The organism is Streptomyces hirsutus, from assembly GCF_001418415.1.
In the GTDB taxonomy this organism is placed as follows: Bacteria; Actinomycetota; Actinomycetes; order Streptomycetales; family Streptomycetaceae; genus Streptomyces; species Streptomyces hirsutus.
In genome coordinates, this window is sequence record NZ_LIQT01000063.1 from 1 (window position 1) to 25566 (window position 25566).

The 25566-nt window shown below is 72.2% G+C and carries 24 protein-coding genes and 1 pseudogene; 14 read left to right on the forward strand and 11 right to left on the reverse strand.

What is annotated here, in order from left to right; translation table 11 throughout:
* The coding region (locus tag AOK11_RS05460) for a pectate lyase family protein (protein ID WP_055592487.1) at positions 1-1116 on the reverse strand (1116 nt) is incomplete at its 3' end.
* 564 nt (positions 1117-1680) lie between these two features.
* On the reverse strand, positions 1681-3147 hold the full coding sequence (locus tag AOK11_RS05465) for an AAA family ATPase (RefSeq protein ID WP_063793424.1): 1467 nt from the start codon (positions 3145-3147) through the stop codon (positions 1681-1683).
* Between the two features lie 242 nt (positions 3148-3389).
* Between AOK11_RS05465 and modA the strand changes: the two genes are divergently transcribed.
* The 3 genes from modA to AOK11_RS05480 are packed head-to-tail and all read left to right on the forward strand — an operon-like array spanning position 3390 to position 6183.
* Positions 3390-4214, forward strand: coding sequence for a molybdate ABC transporter substrate-binding protein (modA, locus tag AOK11_RS05470; RefSeq protein ID WP_055592489.1), 825 nt, complete (start codon positions 3390-3392; stop codon positions 4212-4214).
* Positions 4211-5086, forward strand: a complete 876-nt coding sequence (gene modB / locus AOK11_RS05475) for a molybdate ABC transporter permease subunit (protein WP_055592490.1) — start codon at positions 4211-4213, stop codon at positions 5084-5086. The genes modA and modB overlap by 4 nt, the downstream gene beginning before the upstream one ends.
* Positions 5083-6183 carry an ABC transporter ATP-binding protein gene (locus tag AOK11_RS05480; RefSeq protein ID WP_055592491.1) on the forward strand — a complete coding sequence of 367 codons (1101 nt, stop codon included), beginning with the start codon at positions 5083-5085 and terminating at the stop codon, positions 6181-6183. The genes modB and AOK11_RS05480 overlap by 4 nt, the downstream gene beginning before the upstream one ends.
* Positions 6184-6348: 165 nt before the next feature.
* Here AOK11_RS05480 and AOK11_RS05485 read toward each other — a convergent pair whose 3' ends face one another.
* The 3 genes from AOK11_RS05485 to AOK11_RS05495 are packed head-to-tail and all read right to left on the reverse strand — an operon-like array spanning position 6349 to position 9313.
* On the reverse strand, positions 6349-7212 hold the full coding sequence (locus AOK11_RS05485; protein ID WP_240497230.1) for an ABC transporter ATP-binding protein: 864 nt from the start codon (positions 7210-7212) through the stop codon (positions 6349-6351).
* Positions 7209-8318, reverse strand: a complete 1110-nt coding sequence (locus AOK11_RS05490; protein ID WP_079034647.1) for a FecCD family ABC transporter permease — start codon at positions 8316-8318, stop codon at positions 7209-7211. The genes AOK11_RS05485 and AOK11_RS05490 overlap by 4 nt, the downstream gene beginning before the upstream one ends.
* On the reverse strand, positions 8315-9313 hold the full coding sequence (locus AOK11_RS05495) for a FecCD family ABC transporter permease (RefSeq protein ID WP_240497231.1): 999 nt from the start codon (positions 9311-9313) through the stop codon (positions 8315-8317). Before AOK11_RS05495 ends, AOK11_RS05490 begins: the two co-directional genes overlap by 4 nt.
* An 84-nt stretch (positions 9314-9397) precedes the next feature.
* Here AOK11_RS05495 and AOK11_RS05500 point away from each other — a divergent pair, with 84 nt between their 5' ends.
* Positions 9398-10357, forward strand: coding sequence for an ABC transporter substrate-binding protein (locus AOK11_RS05500; protein ID WP_055592492.1), 960 nt, complete (start codon positions 9398-9400; stop codon positions 10355-10357).
* Between the two features lie 283 nt (positions 10358-10640).
* Positions 10641-11375, forward strand: coding sequence for an SIR2 family NAD-dependent protein deacylase (locus tag AOK11_RS05505; RefSeq protein WP_055592493.1), 735 nt, complete (start codon positions 10641-10643; stop codon positions 11373-11375).
* Between the two features lie 30 nt (positions 11376-11405).
* Here AOK11_RS05505 and AOK11_RS05510 read toward each other — a convergent pair whose 3' ends face one another.
* Together AOK11_RS05510 and AOK11_RS05515 are read right to left on the reverse strand one after the other, a co-directional pair.
* On the reverse strand, positions 11406-11615 hold the full coding sequence (locus AOK11_RS05510) for a DUF397 domain-containing protein (protein ID WP_055592494.1): 210 nt from the start codon (positions 11613-11615) through the stop codon (positions 11406-11408).
* Positions 11603-12439: a helix-turn-helix domain-containing protein gene (locus AOK11_RS05515; protein ID WP_055592495.1), complete on the reverse strand. Its 837-nt coding sequence runs from the start codon at positions 12437-12439 to the stop codon at positions 11603-11605. The genes AOK11_RS05510 and AOK11_RS05515 overlap by 13 nt, the downstream gene beginning before the upstream one ends.
* 247 nt (positions 12440-12686) lie before the next feature.
* On the opposite strand from AOK11_RS05515, the gene AOK11_RS05520 reads away from it, so the two are divergent.
* The 3 genes from AOK11_RS05520 (at position 12687) to AOK11_RS05530 (ending at position 14133) form a co-directional block, all read left to right on the forward strand.
* Complete coding sequence (locus AOK11_RS05520; RefSeq protein WP_055592496.1) at positions 12687-12947, forward strand: hypothetical protein; 261 nt, start codon at positions 12687-12689, stop codon at positions 12945-12947.
* Positions 12944-13186 carry a hypothetical protein gene (locus AOK11_RS05525; protein WP_055592497.1) on the forward strand — a complete coding sequence of 81 codons (243 nt, stop codon included), beginning with the start codon at positions 12944-12946 and terminating at the stop codon, positions 13184-13186. Before AOK11_RS05520 ends, AOK11_RS05525 begins: the two co-directional genes overlap by 4 nt.
* A 179-nt stretch (positions 13187-13365) precedes the next feature.
* Positions 13366-14133 (forward strand): alpha/beta fold hydrolase, encoded by a 768-nt coding sequence (locus AOK11_RS05530; RefSeq protein WP_055592498.1) that lies wholly within the window; start codon positions 13366-13368, stop codon positions 14131-14133.
* 24 nt (positions 14134-14157) lie between these two features.
* On the opposite strand, the gene AOK11_RS05535 is transcribed toward AOK11_RS05530, so the two are convergent.
* Both AOK11_RS05535 and def read right to left on the reverse strand, forming a co-directional pair.
* Entirely contained in the window at positions 14158-15249 is a 1092-nt protein-coding gene (locus AOK11_RS05535) for a LacI family DNA-binding transcriptional regulator (RefSeq protein WP_079034649.1), read from the reverse strand.
* A gap of 665 nt (positions 15250-15914) precedes the next feature.
* A pseudogene (gene def / locus AOK11_RS43815) lies at positions 15915-16394 on the reverse strand (peptide deformylase); the annotation flags it as partial.
* A 149-nt stretch (positions 16395-16543) separates the two neighbouring features.
* Between def and AOK11_RS05545 the strand changes: the two are divergent.
* The 6 genes from AOK11_RS05545 (at position 16544) to AOK11_RS41530 (ending at position 23099) form a co-directional block, all read left to right on the forward strand.
* Positions 16544-17782: a Mur ligase family protein gene (locus AOK11_RS05545; protein ID WP_055592499.1), complete on the forward strand. Its 1239-nt coding sequence runs from the start codon at positions 16544-16546 to the stop codon at positions 17780-17782.
* A gap of 43 nt (positions 17783-17825) precedes the next feature.
* Complete coding sequence (locus AOK11_RS05550; RefSeq protein WP_055573889.1) at positions 17826-18554, forward strand: type 1 glutamine amidotransferase; 729 nt, start codon at positions 17826-17828, stop codon at positions 18552-18554.
* Between the two features lie 189 nt (positions 18555-18743).
* Positions 18744-19769 (forward strand): 6-phosphofructokinase, encoded by a 1026-nt coding sequence (locus AOK11_RS05555; protein ID WP_055592500.1) that lies wholly within the window; start codon positions 18744-18746, stop codon positions 19767-19769.
* A 117-nt stretch (positions 19770-19886) separates the two neighbouring features.
* Positions 19887-20837, forward strand: a complete 951-nt coding sequence (locus AOK11_RS05560) for a cytochrome c oxidase assembly protein (RefSeq protein WP_055592501.1) — start codon at positions 19887-19889, stop codon at positions 20835-20837.
* Between the two features lie 113 nt (positions 20838-20950).
* Entirely contained in the window at positions 20951-22909 is a 1959-nt protein-coding gene (locus AOK11_RS05565) for a serine/threonine-protein kinase (protein ID WP_055592502.1), read from the forward strand.
* A 13-nt stretch (positions 22910-22922) separates the two neighbouring features.
* Positions 22923-23099: a hypothetical protein gene (locus AOK11_RS41530; RefSeq protein ID WP_107098506.1), complete on the forward strand. Its 177-nt coding sequence runs from the start codon at positions 22923-22925 to the stop codon at positions 23097-23099.
* A 53-nt stretch (positions 23100-23152) separates the two neighbouring features.
* On the opposite strand, the gene AOK11_RS05570 is transcribed toward AOK11_RS41530, so the two are convergent.
* Entirely contained in the window at positions 23153-24358 is a 1206-nt protein-coding gene (locus AOK11_RS05570) for a sensor histidine kinase (RefSeq protein WP_055592503.1), read from the reverse strand.
* The coding region (locus tag AOK11_RS05575; protein WP_055592508.1) for a sodium:solute symporter family transporter at positions 24355-25566 on the reverse strand (1212 nt) is incomplete at its 5' end. The genes AOK11_RS05575 and AOK11_RS05570, both read right to left, overlap by 4 nt.

The following is a 25566-nucleotide window of genomic DNA, read 5'->3' on the forward strand; positions in this document are numbered from 1 at the left end:
GGTCTGCGGGGTGCAGTTGCCGTTCGAGACCTGGTTGCCCTTGTTGGCGCCGGCCGTCCGGTTCACCACGTCCGGTACGCAGCTCGCGCTGTCGAGGCTGTAGGAGTAGGGGATGCCGACCGAGGTGTTGGACGTCGGGTTGGGGCCGGCGGGCTGGTTGTCGCCGCTGCGGGCGGACCAGGTCACGTTGTCGAAGATGTTGCCGCTGACCTGCCAGTAGCCGGCTTCGCTGGTGTAGAAGGTGCCGAGGACGTCCTTGGAGTCCTTGAAGTAGTTGTTGTCCACCTTCGCGCGGGCCCCGGCCCGGGAGTTGATGCCGGACTCGTGCAGGTTCACGTAGTGGTTGTTGTAGATGTGCGAGATGCCGCCGCGCAGCAGCGGTGTGCGGGAGTCGATGTTCTCGTACTTGTTGTGGTGGAACGTGACGTAGCCGTTGGAGCGGTCGCTCTCGCTGGACCCGATGAGGCCGCCGCGGCCGGAGTTGCGCAGGATGCTGTACGACAGGGTCACGTACTGGGTGTTGTCCTTCATGTCGAAGAGGCCGTCGTAGCCCTCCGATTCCCCGCCGGACGCCTCGAGGGTGGTGTGGTCGACCCAGACGTTGCGGACGTCGCTCTCCATGCCGATGGCGTCGCCGCCGTTGGAGGTGGGCGAGCCGGACTTCTTGACGTTCCGGACGGTCACGTTCTGGATGATGATGTTGCTGGACTCCCGGATGTGGATGCCCAGTTGGTCGAAGACGGCACCGCTGCCGACCCCGACGATCGTGACGTTGCTGATCTGCTTGAGCTCGATCACGCCGGCCGCGGTGTTGCAGCTGCTGCCGGACACCTTGGTGGTGTTGCCGTGGTTGATGGTCCCCTGGACCTCGATGATGATCGGGGTGCTGCTGCTGGCCCGGCTGCACAGGGCCGAGTGGATCGCGGTGCCCGTGGTGGCGCGCACCGTCTGCCCGCCGGCGCCGCCGGTGGTCCCGCCGTTCTGGGTGGCGTAGCCGGTGGCGCTGCCGGTCACGGCCGCCGACGCCGAGGACGTCGACACCACCAGTCCGGTCGCGGCCGCGAGGGCCGCCGTGGCCAGCGTCGCACTGAGGCGTACTGCTGCTGATCTCTTCATCCGTGTCTCTCCCTGTTCGTCTGCACATGCTGGGGGCGGGTGGCCTGGGTCGGGGCAGCCGCGACGGACGGCCTTAATGACATGGGCATGTCACATAGGGTGCGGTCAGATCCGGCGGACCTCTCTCCGGACGGATGCGGCCGCACTCGGCCGTGCTCGGCCACTCGCTGCGTACGCGGCCGTACTGTGATCGCGCCCTGTCGGCGCCCTGGTCCTGCCCTGCTGCGGGTGCTGGTGTTACGGGTGCCGTTTCCTCTCCCGGCCGGCATGCCGGCCGACGCCGGTCACGGGATCACCGTGACCGCACTCCCGCGCCGGACCCGTGGCGGCTCATGCGCGAAGTCACCCGCCGGCGCGGCGACTTCACTCCACTGGATCCGAACCGACAACCGGGGGGAAAGCGCTTTCTCCCCGCGAGAATAGGGCGGCCTCCGTCGGCCTGGCAAGGCTCCGGACACCATGGGTGCGCTCTTTCGTATCTCATACACCAGCGGTCGTTCATGCTCATCTCACGCCCGGGAGAGCGGAGTTCCAGCCCGAGGACGGGCTCGGGGCGTGGGCTCCTCACTCCCCGCGGTACATGCGGTGCAGGTCGACCAGTTCGACATCGCTGCGCCGGTCCGCCTCCCGCCGGAGATCACCGGTGAAGCCGGAGCGGGCGAAGAGCAGAAGCTTGGGCAGAGCGCCCACCCGGGCACTGGGCAGGAGCCCTCGCAGGTGCTCCAGGCGCTCCAAGTGCGGCAGCCCGACGGGAGTGAGGGTGCCCTTCGCCTCGCCGATCGCGGTGATCCGGTCCGTTCCGAACGCCGGCGACTCCCCCACGACGACATCCAGCTCGTGGCCGCGGCGGTGTTCCCGGCAGGCGATCCCGGTGGGCCGCACCCAGCTCGGCCGTCCTCCGAGGGTCTCGGGCCCGGCGTGCTCGAAGCACCACTGGCGGGCCAGCTCCTCGAAGTGCGGTCCGTAGATCTTGCCGGCGACGGTGTCCGCGTTCTCCTGCCACACCTGGTCGGCCCGGCCCACCACCAGCTCCGGCTCGTGCCGCTGGATCAGCAACTGGTGCAGCCGCACCATCGGTTCAGCCACCCGGAAGACACTGCGCTTGTCCCTTATGGCGTCCTCGCTCTGCTCCAGCAGACCGATGTCCTGAAGCCCGGAGAGCAGGTGCGCCAGCGAACTGCTCGGCCGCTCCAGGGCACCGGCGATCTCCGACCTGCGGTGATGACCCGCGCTCACCGCCGCCAGGACCGACGCGTACGAGGTCGGGTCCGCGATCGAAGGCTCCTCGCGCAGCAGCAGCCCTCCCTCACGGAACATGGCCGAGGCCGGATTCAGCAGCCGCCGGGCCACCCACCGGTCGACGTCCGCCGGACCGTCCGGCCCCGCCCCCCCGGACATCTCCTTGTACGCGGGCGTACCGCCGACGAGCGCGTGCAGCTTGAAGGCCACCTCGGGATCCTCCGCCACACCCCAGAAGTCGGCCGCCTCCCGGAACCGGAAGGGACGCACCACAAGCTCCATGCTCGCTCGCCCTCGGAGCGGGGCACCCCCGCCGAGCAACTGCGCCATCGTGGTCAGCGCGCTGCCACAGAGAATCAGCCGGGTACGGGTGTACTCCTTGGCATGACTCAGCGGGCTCAGCGCCTGCTGCAGGTACGAGGGCAGCGCGGGAGTCGCCGAGACCAGGTACGGGAACTCGTCGATCACCACGGGCACGGCACGGTCCTCGCCGATGCGCAGCAACTCGTCGAGGGCCTCCCGCCAGTGGCCGAACACCACCGGTCGTCGCAGCCCGCGGAACGACGCGTACGCGGCACCCAGATCCGCCAGGTTCTGCGCCTCGCTCTGCTGTGTCGCGGCGAACAGGAAACCGGCCCTCTCCCTGGCCAGCAGCTCGAGCATCAGCGTCTTCCCTTGCCGCCTCCGCCCGTACACGAGCCCCAGCGACGCACCCTGCCGCTCCGACGACGTGAACTCCCCCAACTCCCGCCATTCCACGTCCCGCCCGAACAGCCGCGCCGGTTTGAGCATCGAGAACCACCTCTGCATGAATGATAGCTGCAACTATCATAGTTACAGCTATCGCTATGCGCGGCCCTAGCGCCGCGAGTAACAGCCGCACACAAACGCACATGCGAACCTTCCATGCCATGAATACGGCTAGTGCGATGCGAAAGAGGATTCTCAGCTCGCATCTGCGGCATTATGATCGGCTCATTCGTTCCCGCTGAATCGGTCCGCGAGCAGCAGTGAACAGAGGGAGAAGCCCTGTGATGACCCGCCCCGCGCCCCGCACCCGCCTGTCCCGGTCGGCCGGCGCCGGTGCTGCCGTGCTGCTGGTTCTGGGGGCCGCGACGGCCTGCTCGTCGTCCGCGGACGGGGACGAGGCCGTCTCCGGGTCCGGCTCCGCCTCGGGCAAGCTGTCCGGCACGGTGACCGTGTTCGCCGCGGCCTCCCTCACGGAGAGCTTCACGACGTTGGGCGAGCGGTTCGAGAAGGCACACCCCGGCACCGAGGTCACGTTCAACTTCGGCGGCAGCGACAGCCTCGCCGCAGGCATCACCAGTGGAGCCCCCGCCGATGTCTTCGCCTCCGCCAGCCCCAAGACGATGAAGATCGTCACGGACGCGGGGGACGCCGCCGGCACTCCGGCCACCTTCGTCCGCAACCAGCTGGAGATCGCCACCCTGCCGGGCAACCCGGACAGCATCTCCTCGCTGAAGGACCTGACCGACTCGAAGCTGAAGGTCGTCCTGTGCGACAAGGAGGTGCCGTGCGGGGCCGCCGCGCAGACAGCGCTGGACGCCGCCGGTCTGAAGCTCACCCCGGTGTCGTACGAGCAGGACGTCAAGAGTGCCCTGACGAAGGTCCGGCTGAAGGAGGCCGATGCCGCCCTCGTGTACAAGACCGACGTGCACGCGGCGGGTGACAAGGTGGAGGGCGTGGACTTCCCCGAGGCCGCCGAGGCCGTCAACGACTACCCGATCGCCCTGCTCAAGGACGCCCCGAACGCCGGGGCGGCCGAGGCGTTCATCGCGTACGTGCGGTCCGACGAGGGTCAGCGGGTGCTGGCGGACGCCGGGTTCCTGACGTCGTGACCCCGGCGGACACCTCCGGCGCCGCGGCTCGCACCCACAAGGGCACCCGTAAGGGCACCGGCCCGCGGCGCCGCCGCGTGGGGGCGGGCGGCGGGCAGGGTGTGCCGCTGCCCCTGCTGCTCCCCGCGCTCCTCGCGCTGGCGTTCCTGCTGGTGCCGCTGCTCGCGCTGCTGGTCCGGACCCCGTGGCAGAGCATGCCCGAGCAGCTGACCAGCCCCGTCGTGTGGCAGGCCCTGCGGCTCTCCCTGGTGTGCGCCACCGCGGCGACGGCGGTGAGCCTGGTCCTCGGCGTACCGCTGGCCTGGCTGCTGGCCCGTACGGAATTCCCCGGCCGGGGCCTGGTCCGGGCGCTGGTGACCCTCCCCCTGGTGCTGCCGCCGGTGGTGGGCGGTGTCGCCCTGCTCATGGCGCTGGGCCGCAACGGCATCGTCGGGCAGTGGCTGGACCAGTGGTTCGGCATCAGCCTGCCGTTCACCACGGCGGGGGTCGTGGTCGCGGAGGCGTTCGTGGCGATGCCGTTCCTGGTCATCAGCGTCGAGGGCACGCTGCGGGCCGCCGACCGCCGGTACGAGGAGGCCGCGGCCACGCTGGGCGCGTCGCGCTTCACCGCGTTCCGCCGGGTCACGCTGCCGCTGATCGCGCCGGGCATCGCGGCGGGCTCGGTGCTGGCCTGGGCGCGGGCGCTGGGCGAGTTCGGGGCGACGATCACCTTCGCCGGCAACTTTCCCGACCGGACCCAGACCATGCCCCTCGCCGTCTACCTCGCCCTGCAGAGCGACCCGGAGGCGGCCATCGCGCTCAGTGTGGTCCTGCTCGCCGTCTCGATCGCGGTGCTGGCCGGCCTGCGCGACCGCTGGATGACGGCGTCATGACCCACACCGGTAAGCCCGGACACGACCTCACCGGTGACGAGACCGGCGCCCCCGAGCCCGAGGGCCTCGACGCCCGCCTCGTCGTCGACCACGGCACCTTCCGCCTGGACATCGCCCTCACCGCCGCACCGGGCGAGGTCGTCGCCCTGCTCGGCCCGAACGGCGCCGGCAAGAGCACGGCGCTGCGCGCCCTGGCCGGGCTCGCGCCCCTCACCGCCGGCCATCTCTCCCTGGACGGGACCGAGTTGGACCGTCTGCCGCCCGAGTCCCGTCCCGTGGGCGTCGTCTTCCAGGACTACCTCCTCTTCCCGCACCTCACGGCGCTGGACAACGTGGCCTTCGGCCCCCGCTGCCAGGGCGCCACGAAGGCCCAGGCGCGGGCGACGGCCGCCGCGTGGCTGGACCGCATGGGTCTGGCGGACCACGCGGGCGCCAAGCCCCGCCGCCTCTCCGGCGGCCAGGCGCAGCGCGTGGCCCTCGCCCGTGCCCTGGCCACCGGCCCCCGGCTGCTCCTCCTCGACGAGCCCCTCGCCGCCCTGGACGCCCGTACCCGCCTGGACGTACGTGCCCAGCTCCGCCGTCATCTGGCCGCGTTCGAGGCCGTCGCCGTCCTGGTCACACACGACCCGCTCGACGCGATGGTGCTGGCCGACCGTCTGGTGGTCGTGGAGCACGGCAGGGTCGTCCAGGAGGGAACGCCCCAGGACATCGCCCGTCACCCGCGCACCGACTACATCGCCCGGCTCGTCGGCCTGAACCTCTACACCGGCCGGGCCGAGGGCCACACCGTACGGCTGGACGGCGGCCCGACGGTCACCACCACCGAGGATCTCACCGGCCAGGTCTTCGTCGCGTTCCCGCCCGGCGCCGTGACCCTCCACAGCAGCCGCCCCACCGGTTCCAGCGCGCGCAACCTCTGGCGCTGCGAGGTCGCCGGGATGGAGACCCACGGCGACCAGATCCGCGTGGACCTCACCGGCGAACTCCCCCTGGCCGCCGACCTCACCACGGTCGCCGCCGCCGAACTCGAACTCCACCCGGGCGCGGAGGTGTGGGCCACGCTCAAGGCGACCCAGACCCACGCCTATCCGGTCTGACGGCGGGTCCGGTCACCCCGACATCACGCGGCGACGCAGGTGGAGGTCCCGCCCCGGGACGCCCGTCGGCGGCGACGGTCCCTCCGTGCCGTCGAGGCGGGCGGGCGCGTCGAGGACCCGGTGCACGGGGCTCGTCGAGGCGTCCCGCGGATGTCCGGGGTGGGTTCAGGCGGCTGCTCCGGAGGGGGTGACGCGTAGGGGGCAGATCACCGGAGTGTCGTGGACCGGGTCGGTGAGGATGGCGCTCTCGACGCCGTAGAGCTCTCGGACCAGGTCGGGGGTGATGATGGCGGTCGGCGGGCCCTGGGCGACGATCGCGCCGTCCTTGAGGGCGATCATGTGGTCGGCGTAGCGGCAGGCGGTGGTCAGGTCGTGGAGGACCAGGACCGGAGTACGGCCCTGCGCGGCCAGCGAGCGGACCAGTTCGAGCACTTCCAGGGCGTGGCCCATGTCGAGGGCCGAGGTGGGTTCGTCGAGGAGGAGGATCGGGGTCTCCTGGGCGACGGCCATGGCGATCCAGGCACGCTGGCGCTGGCCGCCGGAGAGGGTCTCGAGCGGGCGGTCGGCGAGGCCGTGCAGGTCGGCGGCGGTGAGCGCCTCCTCGACCGCGCGGGCGTCGTCGGCGGACCACTGGCGCAGCAGGCCCTGGTGGGGCTGGCGGCCGTAGCGGACGAGGTCGCGGACGGTGAGGCCGTCGGGGGCGATCGCGGACTGGGGGAGCATGCCGATGGTGCGGGCGATCTCCCGGGTGGGGATCCTGGTGAGTTCGCGGCCGTCGAGGAGGACGGCGCCGCTGCGCGCGGGCAGGGTGCGGGCGAGCCCGCCGAGGAGGGTCGACTTGCCGCAGCCGTTGGGGCCGACGATGACGGTGACCTGGTGTTCGGGCAGCGCGAGGTCGAGGCCGTCGACGACGACCCGGGAGCCGTGGGCCAGACGCAGGTCGCGCGTGCGCAGACGGCTGTCCGGCTCGGCCGGGTGCGCGGAGACCGACTGGCCCGGGTTCACGGGGACCGACTGGTCCGGGTTCACAGGGACCTCCTGGTACGGGTGGTGAGCAGCAGCCAGAGCAGGTACGGGCCGCCGACGACGGCGGTGACCAGGCCGACGGGGATCTCCAGCGGGGCGAGCACGGTGCGGCCCAGCAGGTCGGCGAGGAGGGTGAAGAGCGCCCCGGCGAGGGCGGAGAGCAGGACGGGGACGGTACGGGGCCCGGCAATGCGGCGGGCGGCCTCGGGAGCGGCGAGGGCGATCATGCCGAGCGGCCCGGCGACGGCGACGGCGAGGCCGCCGAGGACGACGGCGAGGGCGATGACGGCCAGGCGCAGGCCCTTGATGCGGACGCCGAGACCGGAGGCGACGGAGTCGGACAGGCGCAGCAGGAGCAGCCGGCGGCCGAGGACCATGGCGAGCGGCAGGACGACGACCAGGGCGAGGGCGAGCAGGGCGACGGCGTCCTGCTCGCGGCTGTTGAGGGTGCCGACGGTCCAGCCGTAGGCGGCGTTGGCCGCGTCGGCGGCCGAGCGGGCGAGGACGAGGCTGGTGACGGCGCCGAAGACGGCGCCGACGCCGAGGCCCACGACGAGGAAGCGGTAGCCTCCGCGTCCGGCTCCGCCGCTGAGGGCGAGGGTGAGGGCGGCGGCGGTGGCGGCGCCGGTCAGGGCGGCGCCGCTGGGCAGGAGGCTGGTGGTGAGTCCGGTGACGGAGGCGACGGCGAAGGCGGCGGCGCCGTCGTTGAGGCCGACGGTGTCGGGGGTGGCCAGCCGGTTCTGGGCGAGGGTCTGCATCAGGCAGCCGGCCGCGCCGAGAGCGGCGCCGACGGCGAGGCCGGCCTGGAGGCGGGGCAGCCGCAGGCGTTCGACGACGAGCAGGTCGCGGGGGGTGCCGTCGCCGAACAGGGCGCGCAGCGCGTCCAGCGGGTGGACGAGGATCTCGCCGACGGAGAGGTGCACCGCGCTCGCGGCGATCAGCACGACCAGGACGGCGGCGGTGCCCAGCAGCGGCTTGCGCGGGATCAGGACGGCGTACGGGCCGACGGCCACGCGCCAGGTTCCGGGCACGGCGAGCGAAGGAAGGCGGGCGGGTGCCGCGGGCTTGGTCGCGGTCGCCGGTCCGGGCGGGGCGGGATGCGTTGTCACAGCGAGGGCAACCTGTGGGATCGGACGACGGCGACCAGGACGGGCGCGCCGAGCAGCGCGGTCATGACGCCGAGGGGCATCTCGTAGGGGCGGGCCACGAGCCGGGAGACGACGTCGGCGGTGAGCACGGTGGCGGGGCCGAGGAGGACGGAGACGGCCAGCAGCCGGCGCAGGTCCGGGCCGACCAGGGCGCGCGCGGCGAACGGCACGACGAGTCCGACGAAGGCGACGGGGCCGGCCAGGGCGGTGGCGCCGCCGACCAGCAGGGCCACGGCGGCGACCGCGACGGCCCTGACCCGGCCGGGTCGGTGGCCGAGGCCGGTGGCCACGTCGTCGCCGAGACTCAGGGCGGTCAGGGCGGGGGCGACGAGGACGGCGAGGAGAAGTCCGAGACCGACGACGGGGACGACGGCCCACAGGTCCGCCAGTTCCCGACCGGCCACCGATCCGATGGTCCAGAAGCGGATCTCGTCGGCGGCGCGGGCGTCGACGAGCAGCATCACCGAGGAGCCGGCGGCCATCAGCCCGCTGAAGGCGGCTCCGGCGAGCACGAGGCGGACGGGGTCGTCCCCGGCCCCGCGCAGGCGGGCGGCGCCCAGCGCCAGCAGGCACCCCGCACCGGCCCCGAGAACCGCCACGTAGGGGCCGAGGGTGGCGGCCGAGGCGCCGAGCACCAGGGCGACCACCACCGCGAAGGAGGCCCCCGCGCTCACTCCGAGCAGGCCCGGTTCGGCCAGCGGGTTGCGGGCGGCGGCCTGGAGCAGGGCTCCCGCGATCCCCAGGGCCAGACCGACGGCGACGGCGACCAGCGTGCGCGGCAGCCGCAGTTCCAGCACGGTGAACCGGGCATCGCCGTCGGCGCCGCCCAGCAGGGCGGACAGGGCACGCTCCGGCCCGACATCGCCCGCACCCAGGAGCAGGCTCGCCACCACCGCGGCCAGCAGAACCCCGGCGCCGGGGAGCAAGCCGCGCAGGAACAGTGCACGCAGCGTCACAACCGCCCCTCCTTTCAGATTCAACCAAGGTGAGGTTAACCTAACTTTGCTTTCGCTATACATCCACCTCCCCTGGAGACACCCATGCCCAGAAGCCGCTCCCCGCTGCGCTCCGCCGCTCTGGCTCTCGCCGCCGCCCCGCTGGTCATGACCCTCGCCGCCTGCGGAGGGTCGGATTCCGCCAACTCCGGTGACAGTGAAGGAAAGACGGCGGCCGGCGGGACCGAGCGGGTCGTGCAGACGGCCTTCGGTGAGGTGAAGATCGACGGCACACCCAAGAAGGTCGTCACCCTCAGTGACGTCTCTTTGGACACCGCCCTGTCGCTCGACATCACCCCGGTGGGCACCAGCGCCGCCCGGGGCGCCGAGGGCGCCCCCGCCTACCTGAGCGACCGGGCCGCCGACATCCCGCTGGTCGCCACGGTGCGGGAACCCAACACCGAGGCGATCCTCAAGGCCGAGCCGGACCTCATCCTCACCGGCCCCAACCTGGAGAAGTCGCAGTACGAGACGCTCTCCGCCATCGCCCCCACCATCGTCCCGGCCGCCGATGACTGGCGCTCCAGCCTCGACACCTACGGCGAGGCGCTGGGCAAGGCCGACGCACTCGACAAGAAGATCGACGCCCTGGTCGAGCGCGCGGGCGAGGCGGGCGACGGCGCCAAGGGCACGGGCGTCGTGATGCGGTGGATGCCGGGCGGCCCGATCGTCATGAACGCCGCCAACATGCCCACCGCGATGCTGGAGGAGGCCGGCCTGTCGCCGCTGCCGATCGCCAAGGACCTCGGCAAGCAGCCGCACTCGGACCCGCTGTCCCTGGAGAACCTCACCAAGGCCGACGCCGACCACGTCTTCATCGCCACACTGAACGCCGAGGGGGACGAGGCGCTGGAGGCCGCCCGCTCCGAGAAGGCCTTCACCCGGATGAAGGCCGTCGAGGCGGGCCGGGACCACGGGGTCGACGGCCAGGTCTGGAGCAGCAGCAACGGCCCGATCGCCATGGAGAAGGTCATCACCGACATCGAGAAGGCGCTCGGCAAGTGATCTGAGCCGGGCACGGTCAGGCCGACGGCCCCGCGATCCGAAAGGGCGCGGGGCCGTCGCCCTGCCCGGCCAGCCGTCCAACAACCGCCCACGTCCGAGAGCGGACACGAAGGACACCCGGCCGACAGCCGGGACCATACGCACCGGACCGCGCGGGAGCCGGCTGTCCCGCCCGGGACGGCGGCGAAGTCGTCGGAGACCTCGACGCACTCGCTTCCGTCCTCCCGGAAGGGCCTCGTGAAACGCGCTCGCTCCGAACAGCCGGGAGTTCTACGCTCGCCCCATGACCAAGCCCCTTGTCGCCCTCCTGAGCGGCGCAGGCATCTCCACCGATTCCGGCATCCCTGACTACCGTGGCCCAAGCGGGCTGTGGCGGAAGGATCCGGAGGCGGAAAAGCTCGTCACGTACGAGTACTACATGGGTGATCCGGAGATCCGGCGGCGGTCCTGGCGGATGCGGCGCAAGAACCACACCCTCCAGGCGGAGCCCAACCCGGCGCACCGGGCCATCGCCGAGCTGGAGCAGTCGGGTGTGCCGGTCAGGGTGATCACGCAGAACGTGGACGGCCTGCACCAGCTCGCCGGCCTGCCGGCCCGGAAGGTCCTCGAACTCCATGGCAGTGCTCGCAGCACCGTGTGCACGAAGTGCCATGCCCGCGGGCCGATGGGGGATGCCCTGGCCCGGGTCGAGGCCGGCGAGGACGACCCGTCGTGCCCGGAGTGCGGCGGCATCCTGAAATCGGCGACGGTCATGTTCGGTGAGCGCCTCGACCCCGTGATCCTGCACGATGCGCTCGCCATCACCAAGGCCTGCCAGATCTTCGTCGCCGTCGGCACCAGCCTCCAGGTCCAGCCCGCCGCCGGCCTGGCCGGCGTCGCCACGGATCACGGCGCCCGGCTGATCATCGTGAACGCCGAGCCCACTCCGTACGACGACCGGGCCGACGAGGTCATCCGGGAACCGATCGGCACCGCACTCCCCAAACTGCTGCGCACGCTGAGCGACAGCCCGCGATGAGTCGAGGGTCCGGCGGCAGGCTTCACCCCATCAGGCTCCCAACTGGTCATCCCTGACAGCGGAAACGAAGGACGCCCAGCCCACAGCCGGGAACACGATCACGGGGCCGTGCGGGACCTTGCTGTCCCGCACGGGGACGACGGCGGCGAGGTCGTCGGAGACCTCGACGCACGCGCCGCCGTCCGAGTTGCTGTAAGAACTCTTGCGCCACGTGACCACGCTCGGATCTATGGCTCGCACGGCATTTCCTCCAACATTCGCAGGATGAACTTCTGCGACTCGGCCGGGGTCAGCGCCAGGTCACGAACTGCATCGTAGGCACTTTGCAGTCTCTCAACCGCCTCACCGTCCTCGATCAGGTCACCACGGTGCGCGTTCTCCGTGTATGCCACGGTCTGCCCCCGCCGCAGGCGCAGAAACCATACGTCGGTGCTGTCGAGCCCGTACGGGCCGGCACTGAAAGGCAGTACTTGGACGACGATGTTCGGGCGCTCCGCCATCTCGGCCAGATGCTCCAACTGCCCTCGCCACTCAAGGGTGTCCAGCAGGGCAGTGCGCAGGACCGCCTCGGAAAGAATGGTGCGAAATCGCGGCGCGCCCTCCCCTTCCAGCAACTCCCGCCGTCCCATCCGGGCGTCGATCTGCTGCTCGAGTCCCTTCCCCTTCAGCCCTCCCGCCGCCAGCACCTCCCGCGCATACCCCGGCGTCTGCAACAGCCCCGGCAGCACGCTCACCGCGAAGTGCCACAGGCTCACCGCCTCCGCCTCCAGCGCCATGTACCGGCGGTACCGCTCGCGGAACTGCGTATGGTCCCCGGCGGCCAGTTCCCACAGGGCCAGCAGCAGGCCCGGGGTGCCGTAGTGGGTATCGAGGGCCTGGACGACCTCCGGGCTGCCGATCGTCTCGCCCTTCTCCATCTTGCCGAACAACGACCAGTCCCAGCCCAGCCGTTCACCGAGCGCCCGCAGGCTCGTCCCGCTCGCGGCCCGTAACGTCCGCAGTTCCTCGGCGAACCGCTGACGGGGTTCCTGACTACGACCGGTGATGGCGCGTCGCTGCGACATACCGCTCCTTCCGGGACGTGCTGATGAACGATGCGGCTGTGTGAGCCGTGTGGACCCTGTGGAAGCACCTCCGCGCGCCGGGGACCTACCGCCCCGTCCACGGCGTGGGCGCCCGCACCACGGGCATCCTTGTAACGACCGGACTACGCAGCGTAATTCACCCAGCGCAGTCGGGTCAGGTGATCGGCGAAACCGCGTCGATCACGGCACGCCCGGACACGGCCCACCGCACCTTGACGAGGACCCCATGCCGCACACCCCCAAGATCCACGAAGCCCTCGAGGCCCGCGAAGCCCTCGCCACCGCCCTCACCCGGGCCGGTGTACAGCTCCCCGCGATGGACGTCCGTACGCCGTGGGCGGACGACCGCAGAACCGGCGAGGCCCCGTACGCCCTTGTCCACCTCGGTGTGTGTTCGGCCCCGGTCGCCCTCGCGCTCGCGGACGTGATCACGAAGGGGGTTACGAAGGGAAACGCGGTGGGCAGCGCTGAGGGAGTCGTCGAGTGACGGACGACGTCAACCTCGGTGTCGGCCGGCTCCCCGGTATCGGCGCGGCCGTCCGCGACACCGTGCGCGACCGCGTCGGACGGGTCATGGGGCATGTGGGCCCGTACGTCCAGCTCCGCCCGCTCGCCGGTGGCCGCGAATGGGACGCCGACCCGCTCCACCTGTGCCCTCTCACCCCGTCCGAGTTGCTGAGCGCCCTCGTCGCCGAGGCGAACGCCCGCAGCAGACAGCCAGGGTGACGGCACTCAGCCGCCATGGGCGTGCCATGGGCGCTGTGGGGCCGGCCGACCGCATGTTCCCCGGCACTCAGGGACGTTGTGCCGGTGCGGGGTCGGGAGATCGGTGCCGGTGCGATGAGACCCGGCGGCCGTGGCTATCCTCGTCTCCCCCACTGGTCCTGACCGCAGGAGAGCCGACCGTGCGCAATGCCGCCGTGACACCCGAGGGTGACCGGATCCGCTGGGTCGAGTTGCCGGGGCAGGAGCCTTCCCGGGTTTACGTGCACGGTCTGGGTGCCACGTCGCCCGCCTACTTCGCGCAGGTGGCGGTGGATCCGCTGCTGGCCGGCCGCCGTTCGCTGCTGGTCGATCTGCTCGGTCACGGCCTCAGCGACCGGCCGACGGACTTCGACTACTCCCTGGAGTCGCACGCCGACGCTCTCGCCGAGGCGCTGACCGCGGCGGGGGTCGCCGAGGCGGAGCTGATCGCGCACAGCATGGGCGGCTCGGTGGCCGTCGTCCTGGCCGCGCGGCACCCGCACCTCGTGGCCCGGCTGGTCCTGGTCGACGCCAACCTCGACCCGGTCCCGCCGCGGCCCGGTGCCCTCGGCAGCAGCGGTATCGCCGCGTACTCCGAGGAGGAGTTCCTGGCGGGCGGCTGGGAGGAGGTCCGCGACCGGGCCGGTGAGCACTGGTGGTCCACCATGCGCCTGGCGGGTCGTGAGGCGCTGCACCGCAGCGCGGTCCACCTCGCCCGCGGCACCGTCCCCACCGTGCGCGCACTCCTGCTCGACCTGAAGATCCCCCGCGCCTTTCTGCTCCCGGAGGCCGACGGCCCGCTGCCCGGCGCCGACACGCTGGAGGCGGCGGGCGTGCACGTGGTCGCGGTCCCGGAGTGCGGGCACAACATCATGCTGGACAACCCGGAGGCCTTCGCCCGCGCCGCCTCGGCCGCACTCGCGGACTGAGACGGCTGTCCCGTTGTCCCGTCCCTACGGGCGTACGCCCTGTACCCGAGGCGGCGCCGTCGACCGGCGGGGCACGAGCGAGGGGGTCGCCACGGGCCGGGGCCGGACCTCCTCACCGGCGATCACGTCGAACAGGACTTCGGTGACCTCCGCCCCGAACCGGTGCACGTCGTGGCTCATCGCCGAGAGCGTCGGATGCGTCAGGCGGCACAGCTGGGAGTCGTCCCAGGCCAGCAGGGACAGGTCGTCGGGCACGGAGACGCCCATCTCGGCCGCCACGCCCAGTCCCGCGACGGCCATGATGTCGTTGTCGTAGACGATCGCCGTGGGGCGGTCCGGCGTCAGCAGCAGCGACCGGGTCGCCCGTGCGCCTTCCTCTCCCGAGAAGCCCGTGTCGACGTGCCGGCCGCCGTCCAGGCCGAGTTCCTCCAGTGTCCGCTCGAACGCCTCCGCCCGGATGGCGCTGTGGCCGAGTCCGGCGGGTCCGCCCACCCGGGCGATGCGCCGGTGGCCGAGGGCCGCGAGATAGCGCACGGCCTCGGCCACGGCGGGGGCGTCGTCGGTCCACACCGACGGGAAGCCGCCGGTGAGGTCCGGGTGCCCGACGGCCACCGCGGGCAGCCCGAGCTCCCGCAGCGGAGCGATCCGTGGGTCCCGCCGGTGGAAGTCGACCAGGACGGATCCCGCGATCTGGCGTTCCTTCCACCAGCGCTCCTGGAGGGTGATCTCCTCCTCCAGCGAGCCCACCAGGCGCAGCAGCAGGGAGCAGTTGCGTTCGGCGAGCACGCTCTCGATGCCGGAGATGAACTCCATGTAGAAAGGTTCCAGGCCCAGCAGCCGGGCGGGCCGGCAGATGGCCAGTCCGATGGTGTCGACCGACTGCCGCGACAGACTGCGCGCGGACGAGTTCGGCGCCCAGCCCAGCCGGCGGGCCGCCGCGAAGATGCGGTCACGGGTGGCCTCGGACACCCCCGATTTGTGGTTGAACGCCAGCGACACCGCGCCTTTGGAGACTCCGGCGGCCGCGGCGACGTCCTTGATGGTGACGCGTTCGGAAGGTGCGCCCGGCGTATTGGGGGTATGGGGCGTACCGGGGGTACTGGGTGGTGTGCTCACGCCGGTTCCACGCTGGAGAAGGCGCTGCGCACGGCGTTGGCGCCGGTGTCCACGGCGTTCCTCACCCGTAGCCGGATCGTCTCGCCGGGCAGCAGGGTGCGCAGTCCGAAGTCGCAGACGGCGTCGGGGCCCAGCCGGTCGGCCCGCAGGAGAAGGTCCCGTACCAGGGTGTGCGCAGTGACCACGACCTCGACACTACCGCCACCGTCACCGCCACCGTCACCGGCGCCGTCTCCCGCATCGGCCGGACCCGCCGGTCCGACCGGGGTCCGCACGACGACGTCGTAGCGCGGGGCGGGGTAGGCGAAGTCCTTGTCGGCGACGGGGAAGTACAGGGCCCGCAGGCCTTCCTCCGTGCCCCCGCCCGTGCCCTCACCCGCATCCGTGTCCGCGTCCGCATCCGTGTCCGTGTCCGTGTCCGTGTCCGTGTCCGCGACGAGGAACTCCCTCGCGGACGGCGCGTCCGGTACCAGGTCGCCGGGCACGGTCCGGCGGCTCACCCGGCGCGCGGGGACGGTCAGGTCGAGGACCTCTTCCACCAGTACGGTGCCGTCCGCGCGCATGCGGCGCAGACGCACGGCGGTGTGCCACGGCTCGGCGGACTGGTTGATCACGGCGAGCACCGGACCGCCGGTGTCGCCGTCCGGGCCCGGCTGGAGCGTCAGGAGCCGGTCGGCGTAGACGCGGCCCTCCAGGTGGTCGCACTCGTGCTGCAGGCACCGGGCGAAGAAACCCGTGCCGTGCACGGTGACCGGCTCCCCGGTCACCGTGCGGCCCTCGACGACCGCGTGGTCGTGACGTTCCGTCCCCGCCTCCAGGCCCGGCAGCGACAGGCAGCCCTCCGGGCCGCGCACCACCACCCCGTCCGTCTCGACCAGCCGCGGGTTGACCACATGTCCCAGATGGCGGACGTCCTCGTCGTCCGGGCAGTCGTACACGAACACCCGCAGCGGCACGCCGATCTGGTTGGCGGCCAGGCCCACACCCTGCGCGGCGTACATCGTCGCGAACAAGTCCTCCACGAGGCGGGCCAGTTCCGGGCCGAAGTCGGTCACCTCCTCGCAGGGCGCGTGCAGCACCGGGTCGCCGAGCAGGGTGAGGGGCCGGACGCGGCCGTGGACACCGGGGATGGAACCGTCTCGCATGGCGGTCAGAGTACGGTCCTTAGCAGCAACGCCCGTCTCATGGGTGGTGACGTGGTTCTGGAGTGCGAATGGATCTCGATAGGCTGAGGTTCACACCACGTGGCCGCCAGCCACAGGCGCGGCGCGTACGCAAGGAGGATCGAGACTTGATGGCAGGCAACTCGGACCCGCTCACGCCGCGGGCCAAGCTGGCCGTGACCGCCGGCAGGGCGGTCGCAGCGGCATCACGCGCTGCGGGGCGCGGCAGCGGTTCGGTGATCGGCGGCCGGGTGGCACTCAAACTCGACCCCGACCTCCTCGCCCGGCTCGCCCAGAACCTGGACTGCATCCTGGTGTCGGCGACCAACGGCAAGACCACCACCACCCGGCTCATCGCGGAGGCCCTGCGGGCCGCCGGACCGGTCGTGTCCAACGCCCTGGGCGCCAACATGCCCGCGGGCATCACCTCGGCGCTCGCGGGCGGCTCGGAGTCGAAGTTCGGCGTCATCGAGGTCGACGAGAAGTACCTCGCCGGCGTCGCCCGGGACACCGACCCCAAGTGCATCGCCCTGCTCAACCTCTCCCGCGACCAGCTCGACCGGGCCGGCGAGACCCGGATGCTCGCGGAGAACTGGCGCGAGGGCCTGGCCGGTTCCAAGGCGGTCATCGTCGCCAACTGCGACGACCCGCTGGTCGTCTGGGCCGCGTCCTCCTCCGCCAACGTGATCTGGGTCGCCGCGGGCCAGATGTGGAAGGACGACGCCTGGTCCTGCCCGTCCTGCGGCGGCGTGATGCAGCGCCCCGGCGACGACTGGTTCTGCGGCGAGTGCGGCTTCCGCCGTCCCACCCCGAGCTGGGCGCTCTCCGGCGACCACGTCCTCGACCCGCACGGCTCCGCCTGGCCGATCCACCTCCAGCTGCCGGGCCGCGCCAACAAGGCCAACGCCGCGAGCTCCGCGGCCGTCGCCGCGGTGTTCGGGGTGCCCCCGCAGGTCGCCCTGGAGCGCATGTACCAGGTGCAGGCCGTCGCCGGCCGGTACGACGTCGTCCAGTACCAGGGCCGCGACCTGCGGCTGCTGCTCGCCAAGAACCCCGCGGGCTGGCTGGAGACGTTCTCGCTCATCGACCCCCCGCCCACCCCGGTGATCCTGTCGGTGAACGCCCGCTCCGCCGACGGCACCGACACCTCCTGGTTGTGGGACGTCGACTACACCCGGCTGACCGGCCACCCGATCGTCGTCCTCGGCGACCGGAAGCTGGATCTCGCGGTGCGGCTCGAGGTCGCGAACCAGCAGTTCCAGGTCTGCGAGGACCTCGACCAGGCGCTGCAGCAGTGCCCGCCCGGCCGGATCGAGGTCATCGCCAACTACACCGCGTTCCAGGACCTGCGCCGCCGCGTCGGCAACTGACGCCGGCGACGCATCGCGACGTACTCACAAGGACAGTGACTTCATGAGCGACAACGGTCTGCGGATCGTATGGATCTACCCCGACCTGCTGAGCACCTACGGCGACCAGGGCAATGTGCTCGTCGTGGAGCGCCGGGCCCGGCAGCGTGGCCTCGACGTGGCCCGGCTGGACGTGCGCAGCGACCAGCCGATCCCGACGTCCGGCGACATCTACCTGATCGGCGGCGGTGAGGACCGTCCGCAGCGGCTCGCCGCCGAGCGGCTGCGCCGGGACGGCGGCCTGCACCGGGCGGTGGGCAACGGCGCGATCGTGTTCTCCGTGTGCGCCGGCTACCAGATCCTCGGCCACGAGTTCATCAACGACCTCGGCCAGCGGGAGCCCGGCCTCGGTCTGCTCGACGTCGTCTCGGTGCGCGGCGAGGGCGCCCGGTGCGTCGGCGACGTGCTGGGCGACATCGACCCGCCGCTGGGTCTGCCGCCGCTGACCGGTTTCGAGAACCACCAGGGCGTCACCCACCTCGGTCCGACGGCCCGCCCGCTCGCCCGGGTGCGCTTCGGCAACGGGAACGGCACGGGGGACGGCACCGAGGGCGCCTACAACGACACCGTGTTCGGCACGTACATGCACGGTCCGGTGCTGGCCCGCAACCCGCAGATCGCGGACCTGCTGCTGAAGCTGGCGCTCGACGTCAACGCGCTGCCGCCGACCGACGACCACTGGTACGAGGCACTGCGGGGCGAGCGCATCGCGGCCTCGCAGCAGCCCGCGTAACATCCGCGCCCGCGTCGGACGGGCCGGTGCCGTCCGGCCCGTCTGACAGCTGGTCCGCACAGGTGAGCGGGGTCGTCCAGTAGGCGGACGCGTGCTTCGACCCCACCCCCCGGTGCCGCTAGGGTGGCGGGGATCGAACCGGACGACGCGGTCCGGTCCCGGCCCACGGCTAGAAGGTTGTTTCGGGCTATGCGCATTGGTGTCCTCACGTCCGGCGGCGACTGCCCCGGCCTGAACGCCGTCATCCGCTCCGTCGTGCATCGCGCCGTCGTCGACCACGGCGACGAGGTCATCGGCTTCCGGGACGGCTGGAAGGGCCTCCTGGAGTGCGACTACCTCAAGCTCGACCTCGACGCGGTGGGTGGCATCCTCGCCCGCGGCGGCACCATCCTCGGCTCCTCCCGGGTGCGTCCCGAGCATCTGCGGGACGGTGTGGCGCGGGCCAAGGGGCACGTCCAGGAGCTCGGCCTCGACGCGATCGTCCCGATCGGCGGCGAGGGCACGCTGAAGGCGGCCCGGCTGCTGTCGGACAACGGCCTGCCGATAGTGGGCGTACCGAAGACCATCGACAACGACATCGCCGTCACCGACGTCACCTTCGGCTTCGACACGGCCGTCGGGGTGGCGACCGAGGCGCTGGACCGGCTGAAGACGACCGCCGAGTCCCACCAGCGGGTGCTCATCGTGGAGGTCATGGGCCGCCACACCGGCTGGATCGCGCTGCACTCCGGCATGGCGGCCGGTGCGCACGCGATCGTCGTACCGGAGCGGCCCTTCGACATCGACGAGCTGACGGCGAAGGTCGGCGCGCGGTTCTCCGCGGGCAAGCGGTTCGCCATCGTGGTCGCCGCGGAGGGCGCCAAGCCGCGGGCCGGCACCATGGACTTCGACGAGGGCGGCAAGGACGTCTACGGCCACGAGCGGTTCGCCGGGATCGCGCGGCAGCTCTCCGTGGAACTGGAGACGCGGCTCGGCAAGGAGGCGCGTCCGGTGATCCTCGGGCACACCCAGCGCGGTGGGACGCCGACCGCGTACGACAGGGTGCTGGCCACCCGCTTCGGCTGGCACGCCGTGGAAGCCGTGCACCGCGGGGAGTTCGGGCGGATGACGGCGCTGCGCGGGACGGACATCGTGACGGTGCCGCTGGCCGAGGCCGTCGAGACGCTGAAGACGGTGCCCGACGCCCGCTACGCCGAGGCGGAGTGTGTCCTGTAGCACCTGCCGTTCCGGCAACCGCCGAGGAGAACCGCCCCCGGTCGCAGTCGCGGCCGGGGGCGGTTCTACTCTGGTGCGGACAGACGGCGCACAACCCCCACGAAACGGAGCCGGCGGATGGATCACAGCGGGCACGGCACGACCATGGATCTGCCGCCGTTCACGCTGGAGCGAGGGCTCGCCTGGTCGGCGGACCCCTTCTTCCTCGTCGCCTGCCTGCTGGGGCTGGCGCTGTACGGCTGGGCGGTCGTCCGTCTGATGCGACGGGGCGACAAGTGGCCGGTGGGACGGACCGTGTCGTTCTTCATCGGCGTGCTGAGCATCGGGCTCATGATGTGCACCGGGCTGAACGACTACGGCATGGTCATGTTCAGCGTGCACATGGTGCAGCACATGGTCATCAGCATGGTGTCGCCCATCCTGGTCCTGCTCGGCGCCCCGGTCACGCTGGCGCTGCGCGCCCTGCCGCCGGCCGCCCGTGGCCGCAAGGGGCCGCGCGAACTGCTGCTGATGCTGCTGCACAGCCGCTACATGCGGGTCGTCACCCACCCGCTGTTCACCATCCCGATGTTCATCGCGAGCCTGTACGCGCTGTACTTCACCCCGCTGTTCGACTTCCTGATGGGCTCCCAGGTGGGGCACGTCGCGATGATGGTGCACTTCTTCGCCGTCGGTCTGATCTTCTTCTGGCCGATCATGGGCGTGGACCCGGGCCCGCACCGGCCGGGGTACCTGATGCGGATGCTGGAGCTGTTCGCGGGCATGCCGTTCCACGCGTTCTTCGGCATCGCGCTGATGATGGCGTCCACGCCGATGGTGACGAGCTTCCAGAATCCGCCGGACTCGCTGGGCATCGACGCGCTCTCCGACCAGAACGCGGCCGGCGGTATCGCCTGGGCGTTCAGCGAGATCCCGTCCGTGCTGGTGCTGATCGCGCTGCTGTTCCAGTGGTACGCCTCGGACCAGCGGCAGGCCAAGCGCACCGACCGGGCCGCGGACCGCAACGGGGACAAGGAACTCGAGGCGTACAACGCCTATCTGACCTCATTGCACGCACCGGGGAAATGATTCCCTTTCGGTCACTTTCGCTCCCCCTCGCTCACTTTTTCCCCGATTCACCTGAAGGGTGCCGCCTTTCAGTAACATGAGCCGCTGGGGCGAGCCGCCGGGGGGAAGCGGTCATGGCACTGCGCGCGTCGTCGGGAGCGGGCCGGGTCGTCGCCGGCCGCTATGTGCTGCTGCACCGGCTGGGCCGGGGTGGCATGGGGCATGTCTGGCTGGCCCACGACCAGAGACTCGCCTGCGAGGTCGCCCTCAAGGAGATCGTGTTCCACGATCCGGCCGAGCCCGGCCAGGAGCGGGAGACCAGGGTCGCCCGCGCCCGCGCGGAGGCCCGGCACGCGGCCGGTCTGCGTGACCACCCGCATGTGGTGACCGTCCACGACGTCGTGGAGCACGAAGGCCTGCCGTGGATCGTCATGGAGTACGCGGCGGGCGCCGTCGATCTGCGGGAGCTGGTCGCCCGGCGCGGCCCGCTCGCCCCCGCCGAGTGCGCCCGGATCGGGCTGGCCGTGCTGGACGCGCTGGCCACCGGTCACGAGCGGGGCATACTGCACCGGGACGTGAAACCGGCGAACATCCTGCTCGCCCCGGACCTCACCGGGACCCCCTACGGGCGGGTCCTGCTCACCGACTACGGCATCTCCGTGCAGCCGGACACCGGTGAGACGCGGTACACCATGGCGTCGGGGGTGGTCGGCACCGCGGGCTGGCTGGCGCCGGAGCGGGCCACCGGGAGCCCGGCGACGCCGGCCGCCGACCTGTTCTCCCTGGGCTGCACGCTGTACCACGGCGTCGAGGGGCGCGGCCCCTTCGAGCGGGAGTCGCCGCTCGCGTCGATCGCGGCGGTGGTCACGGAGGAGCCGCGCCGGCCGGCGCGGGCGGGCGCCCTGGGGCCGGTGCTGCGGGGTCTGCTCGAGAAGGATCCCGGGCGGCGGACGTCCGCGCGGGTGCTGGAGGCGGAGCTGTCACGGCTCGTCACGCCGCAGGCGGAGTCGTCGTACACCCGGCCGCCCACCGACCTGGGTTCCCAACCGCCCTGGGCCACCTCGGGCCGGCCCGGGAGCACGACAGGAACCGCCGCGAGCACGACCGGACCCACGGCCGCCGCAGGACCCACGGACGTCTCAGGACCCACGGGAGCCGCTGACCCCGCGGGAGCCGCTGACCCCGCGGATCCCACCGCACGTGCGGTACCTGCGGGACGTACGGACCCCGCGGCGGCCGGGCCCGTCCCGGCGCACCAGCGCCCGCGCCACCCCGTCCTGCGGGCCGCCGTCGCCGTCGGGCTCGGGGTGGTGCTGGCCCTGGGGGGCGCCTGGTACGCGCTGGCCGACCGGACGGGCGACGGCGGGGCCGCGACGGCACCGTACGGAGATGCGGTGGGGCTCGCCGAGCCGCTCGAGCGGGGCGACTGCGTGCGCGCCGTCTGGCCCGGCGGCCGCCGGTTTTCGGGCGTGCCCCGGCTCGGCGTCGAACCGGCCTGTACGGGCGCGGCGGGCCGGGAGGTCGACGGGCAGGTCGTGGGGTTCGTCGGCGCCTCCTCCGCCGAGGAGGCGCGGGAGCTGGGTCCGGCCCGGTGCGAGGAGTCCACGCGGGAGTTCCGCGGGCGTCTGGCCGCGGTGCGCCCGCTCGCCGTCGTACCGGTCCCGGACGGGTTCGAGGAGGCCGGGCGGCGCACCGCCTGTCTGGTCCTGGGCGCGCACGGGCCGGTGTACGGGCCGCTCGGGGACCGGCGCCCGTTCGGCACGGCGTTCGCGGACACCGCGCCGATGCAGCGCCGGGACTGCCTGGACGCGCGTCCGGGGCGCCGGGCCCTGCTGGTGCCGTGCGGCGGCCGGTACGACGAGCAGGTCCTCGGATTCACCCGGCTGGGCCAGGACGTCACGCTCGCCGGGGCGCGCGGGGTGTCGGACGCGGCGTGCGCCCGTGACGTGCCTCCGCGTGACTACGGCTTCGACCCGTCCGTCCACGAGGCCGGGTCGTGGACCGGTGAGCGGTCCTGGGAAACGGGCGCCCGTGTCGTCGTGTGCACCGTAAAAAGGCGGAACGGGGGCACCATGGAGGGAACCGAGCCATGAGGAGGGTGTCGCGATGCCCGATACCAGCAACGGTTCCACCTCGACGAAGACCATGGGAGTGCTCACCGTCGGCGGGCTCGTCGCCGTGACGGCCTACACGGCGGCGCTCGGCAGCAACGGATGGCTGTGGTTCGGCTGGGTCGTCCTGGGACTGATCACCCTCGCCATGGTCGCCACGCGCAGCGCCTGAGCCGCCCGCGGTCCGCGGCCGGGCCGCCGGCGGTCCGCACCCGGCGGGCCGGCTCACTTCGGTGTGAGCCGGCCCGTCAGGTGTACGCCCGGCTGGTACTTCGGCAGTCGGACGGTGACCCTCATGCCAGCGCCGACCGCGGTCTCGATGACGAGGCCGTAGTCGTCGCCGTACACCTGGCGGAGCCGGTCGTCGACGTTGGACAGGCCGATGCCCCCCGTGTGGTCGACCTCGCGGGCGAGGATGCGGCGCAGCAGGCCGGGATCCATTCCGACGCCGTCGTCCTCGATCACGACGAGCGCTTCGGCGCCGGTGTCCTGCGCGGTGATCTGGATGCGGCATGTGTCGGCCTTGCCCTCGAGGCCGTGCTTGACGGCGTTCTCGATGAGGGGCTGCAGGCAGAGGAAGGGCAGGGCGACCGGGAGCACCTCGGGGGCGATCTGCAGGGTGACGGAGAGGCGGTCACCGAAGCGGGCCCGGACCAGCGCCAGATAGTGGTCGATGGCGTGGAGTTCGTCGGCGAGGGTGGTGAAGTCGCCGTGCCTGCGGAACGAGTAGCGGGTGAAGTCGGCGAACTCCAGCAGCAGTTCACGGGCACGCTCGGGGTCGGTGCGCACGAACGAGGCGATCACGGCGAGGGAGTTGAAGATGAAGTGCGGGGATATCTGCGCCCGCAGCGCTCTGATCTCGGCCTCGATCAGGCGGGTGCGGGACTGGTCGAGGTCGGCGAGTTCGAGCTGGACGGAGACCCAGCGGGCGACCTCTCCGGCCGCCCGGACCAGGACCGCGGACTCGCGGGGCGCGCAGGCCACGAGGGTGCCGTGCACCCGGTCGTCGACGGTGAGCGGGGCGACGACGGCCCAGCGCACCGCGCAGTCGGGGATGTCGCAGGTGAGCGGGAAGGCCTCGCCGCGGCCGGAGTCGAGGGGCCCGGCCAGACGTTCCATGATCTCGGTGCGGTGGTGGGCGCCGGCGCCGTCCCAGACGAGGACCTGTTCGCGGTCGGTGAGGCACAGGGCGTCGGTGCCGAGCAGGGAGCGCAGCTTGCGGGCGGACCGGCCGGCGGCCTCCTCGGTCAGTCCGGCCCGGAGCGGGGGTGTGGCCAGGGAGGCGGTGTGCAGGGTCTCGAAGGTGGCGTGCTCGACGGGTGTGCCGAGGCCGGCCAGTCCGGGCGGCCGTGCGGTGCGCCGGCCGAGCCAGAAGCCCGCGGCCAGCAGGGGCAGGACGGCGACGCACAGACCCGCCAGGAATCCACTCACTTGGACACCTCCGTCCGTAGTTCCTCCGGCAGGTGGAACCGGGCGAGCACCGCCGGCGTGCCGGCCGGTACCCGGCCGGGGGTGGCCAGGGAGACCAGGATCATGGTGAGGAAGCCCACCGGCACCGACCACAGGGCGGGCCAGGCGAGGAGCGCGTACCAGACACCCTGCCCCGGATAGCCGGCCATGGTGGCGGCGACGGCGAGGAAGGCGGAGCCGCCGCCGGCCAGCATGCCGGCCGCCGCGCCGGGCGGGGTGAGCCGGCGCCACCAGATGCCCAGGACGAGCAGGGGGCAGAACGAGGAGGCCGACACGGCGAAGGCGAGCCCCACGGCGTCGGCCACCGGAAGCCCGCCGACCAGGATGCTGGCCATGAGCGGGACGGCCATGGCGAGCACCGTGCCGAGCCTGAAGTGCCGTACGCCGCGCGAGGGCAGGACGTCCTGGGTGATCACGCCGGCCACGGCCATGGTCAGCCCGGACGCCGTGGACAGGAACGCGGCGAAGGCTCCCCCGGCGACCAGCGCGCCGAGCAGGTCGCCGCCCACTCCCCCGAGCATCCGTCCGGGCAGCAGCAGCACGGCGGCGTCCGCGTCGCCGGTGAGGGCGAGCTCGGGGGCGTACAGGCGGCCGAGGGCTCCGTAGACCGGGGGCAGCAGGTAGAAGGCGCCGATCAGGCCGAGGACGGCGACGGTGGTGCGGCGGGCGGCGACGCCGTGCGGGCTGGTGTAGTAGCGGACCACCACGTGCGGCAGGCCCATGGTGCCGAGGAAGGTGGCGAGGATCAGCCCGTACGTGGCGTACAGCGGGCGTTCCTCGCGGGACTCGGCGCGGGAGGGCGAGAGGGCGTCGTCGGCGCCGCGTCCCGCGGCCGGGACCTCGGATCCCCCGGCGAAGGTCAGCCGGGTGCCGCCGTCGATGCGGTGGGTGCCGGCGGGCAGACGGACCTCGGTGCCGTCGTGTTCGCGGCCGTCGACGGTGCCGTTCACGGTGACGGCCAGCGGGGCGGTGATCCGCAGGTCGACGGTGTCGTCGACGCGGACCACGCGCTGTTCGCGGAAGGTGGCGGGTTCGTCGAAGGCGTGGCTGGGCGCCCCGTCGCTCTGCCAGGCGAGGACCAGGAACAGTCCGGGCACGAGCAGGGCGGTGAGCTTGAGCCAGTACTGGAAGGCCTGCACGAAGGTGATGCTGCGCATGCCGCCGGCGGC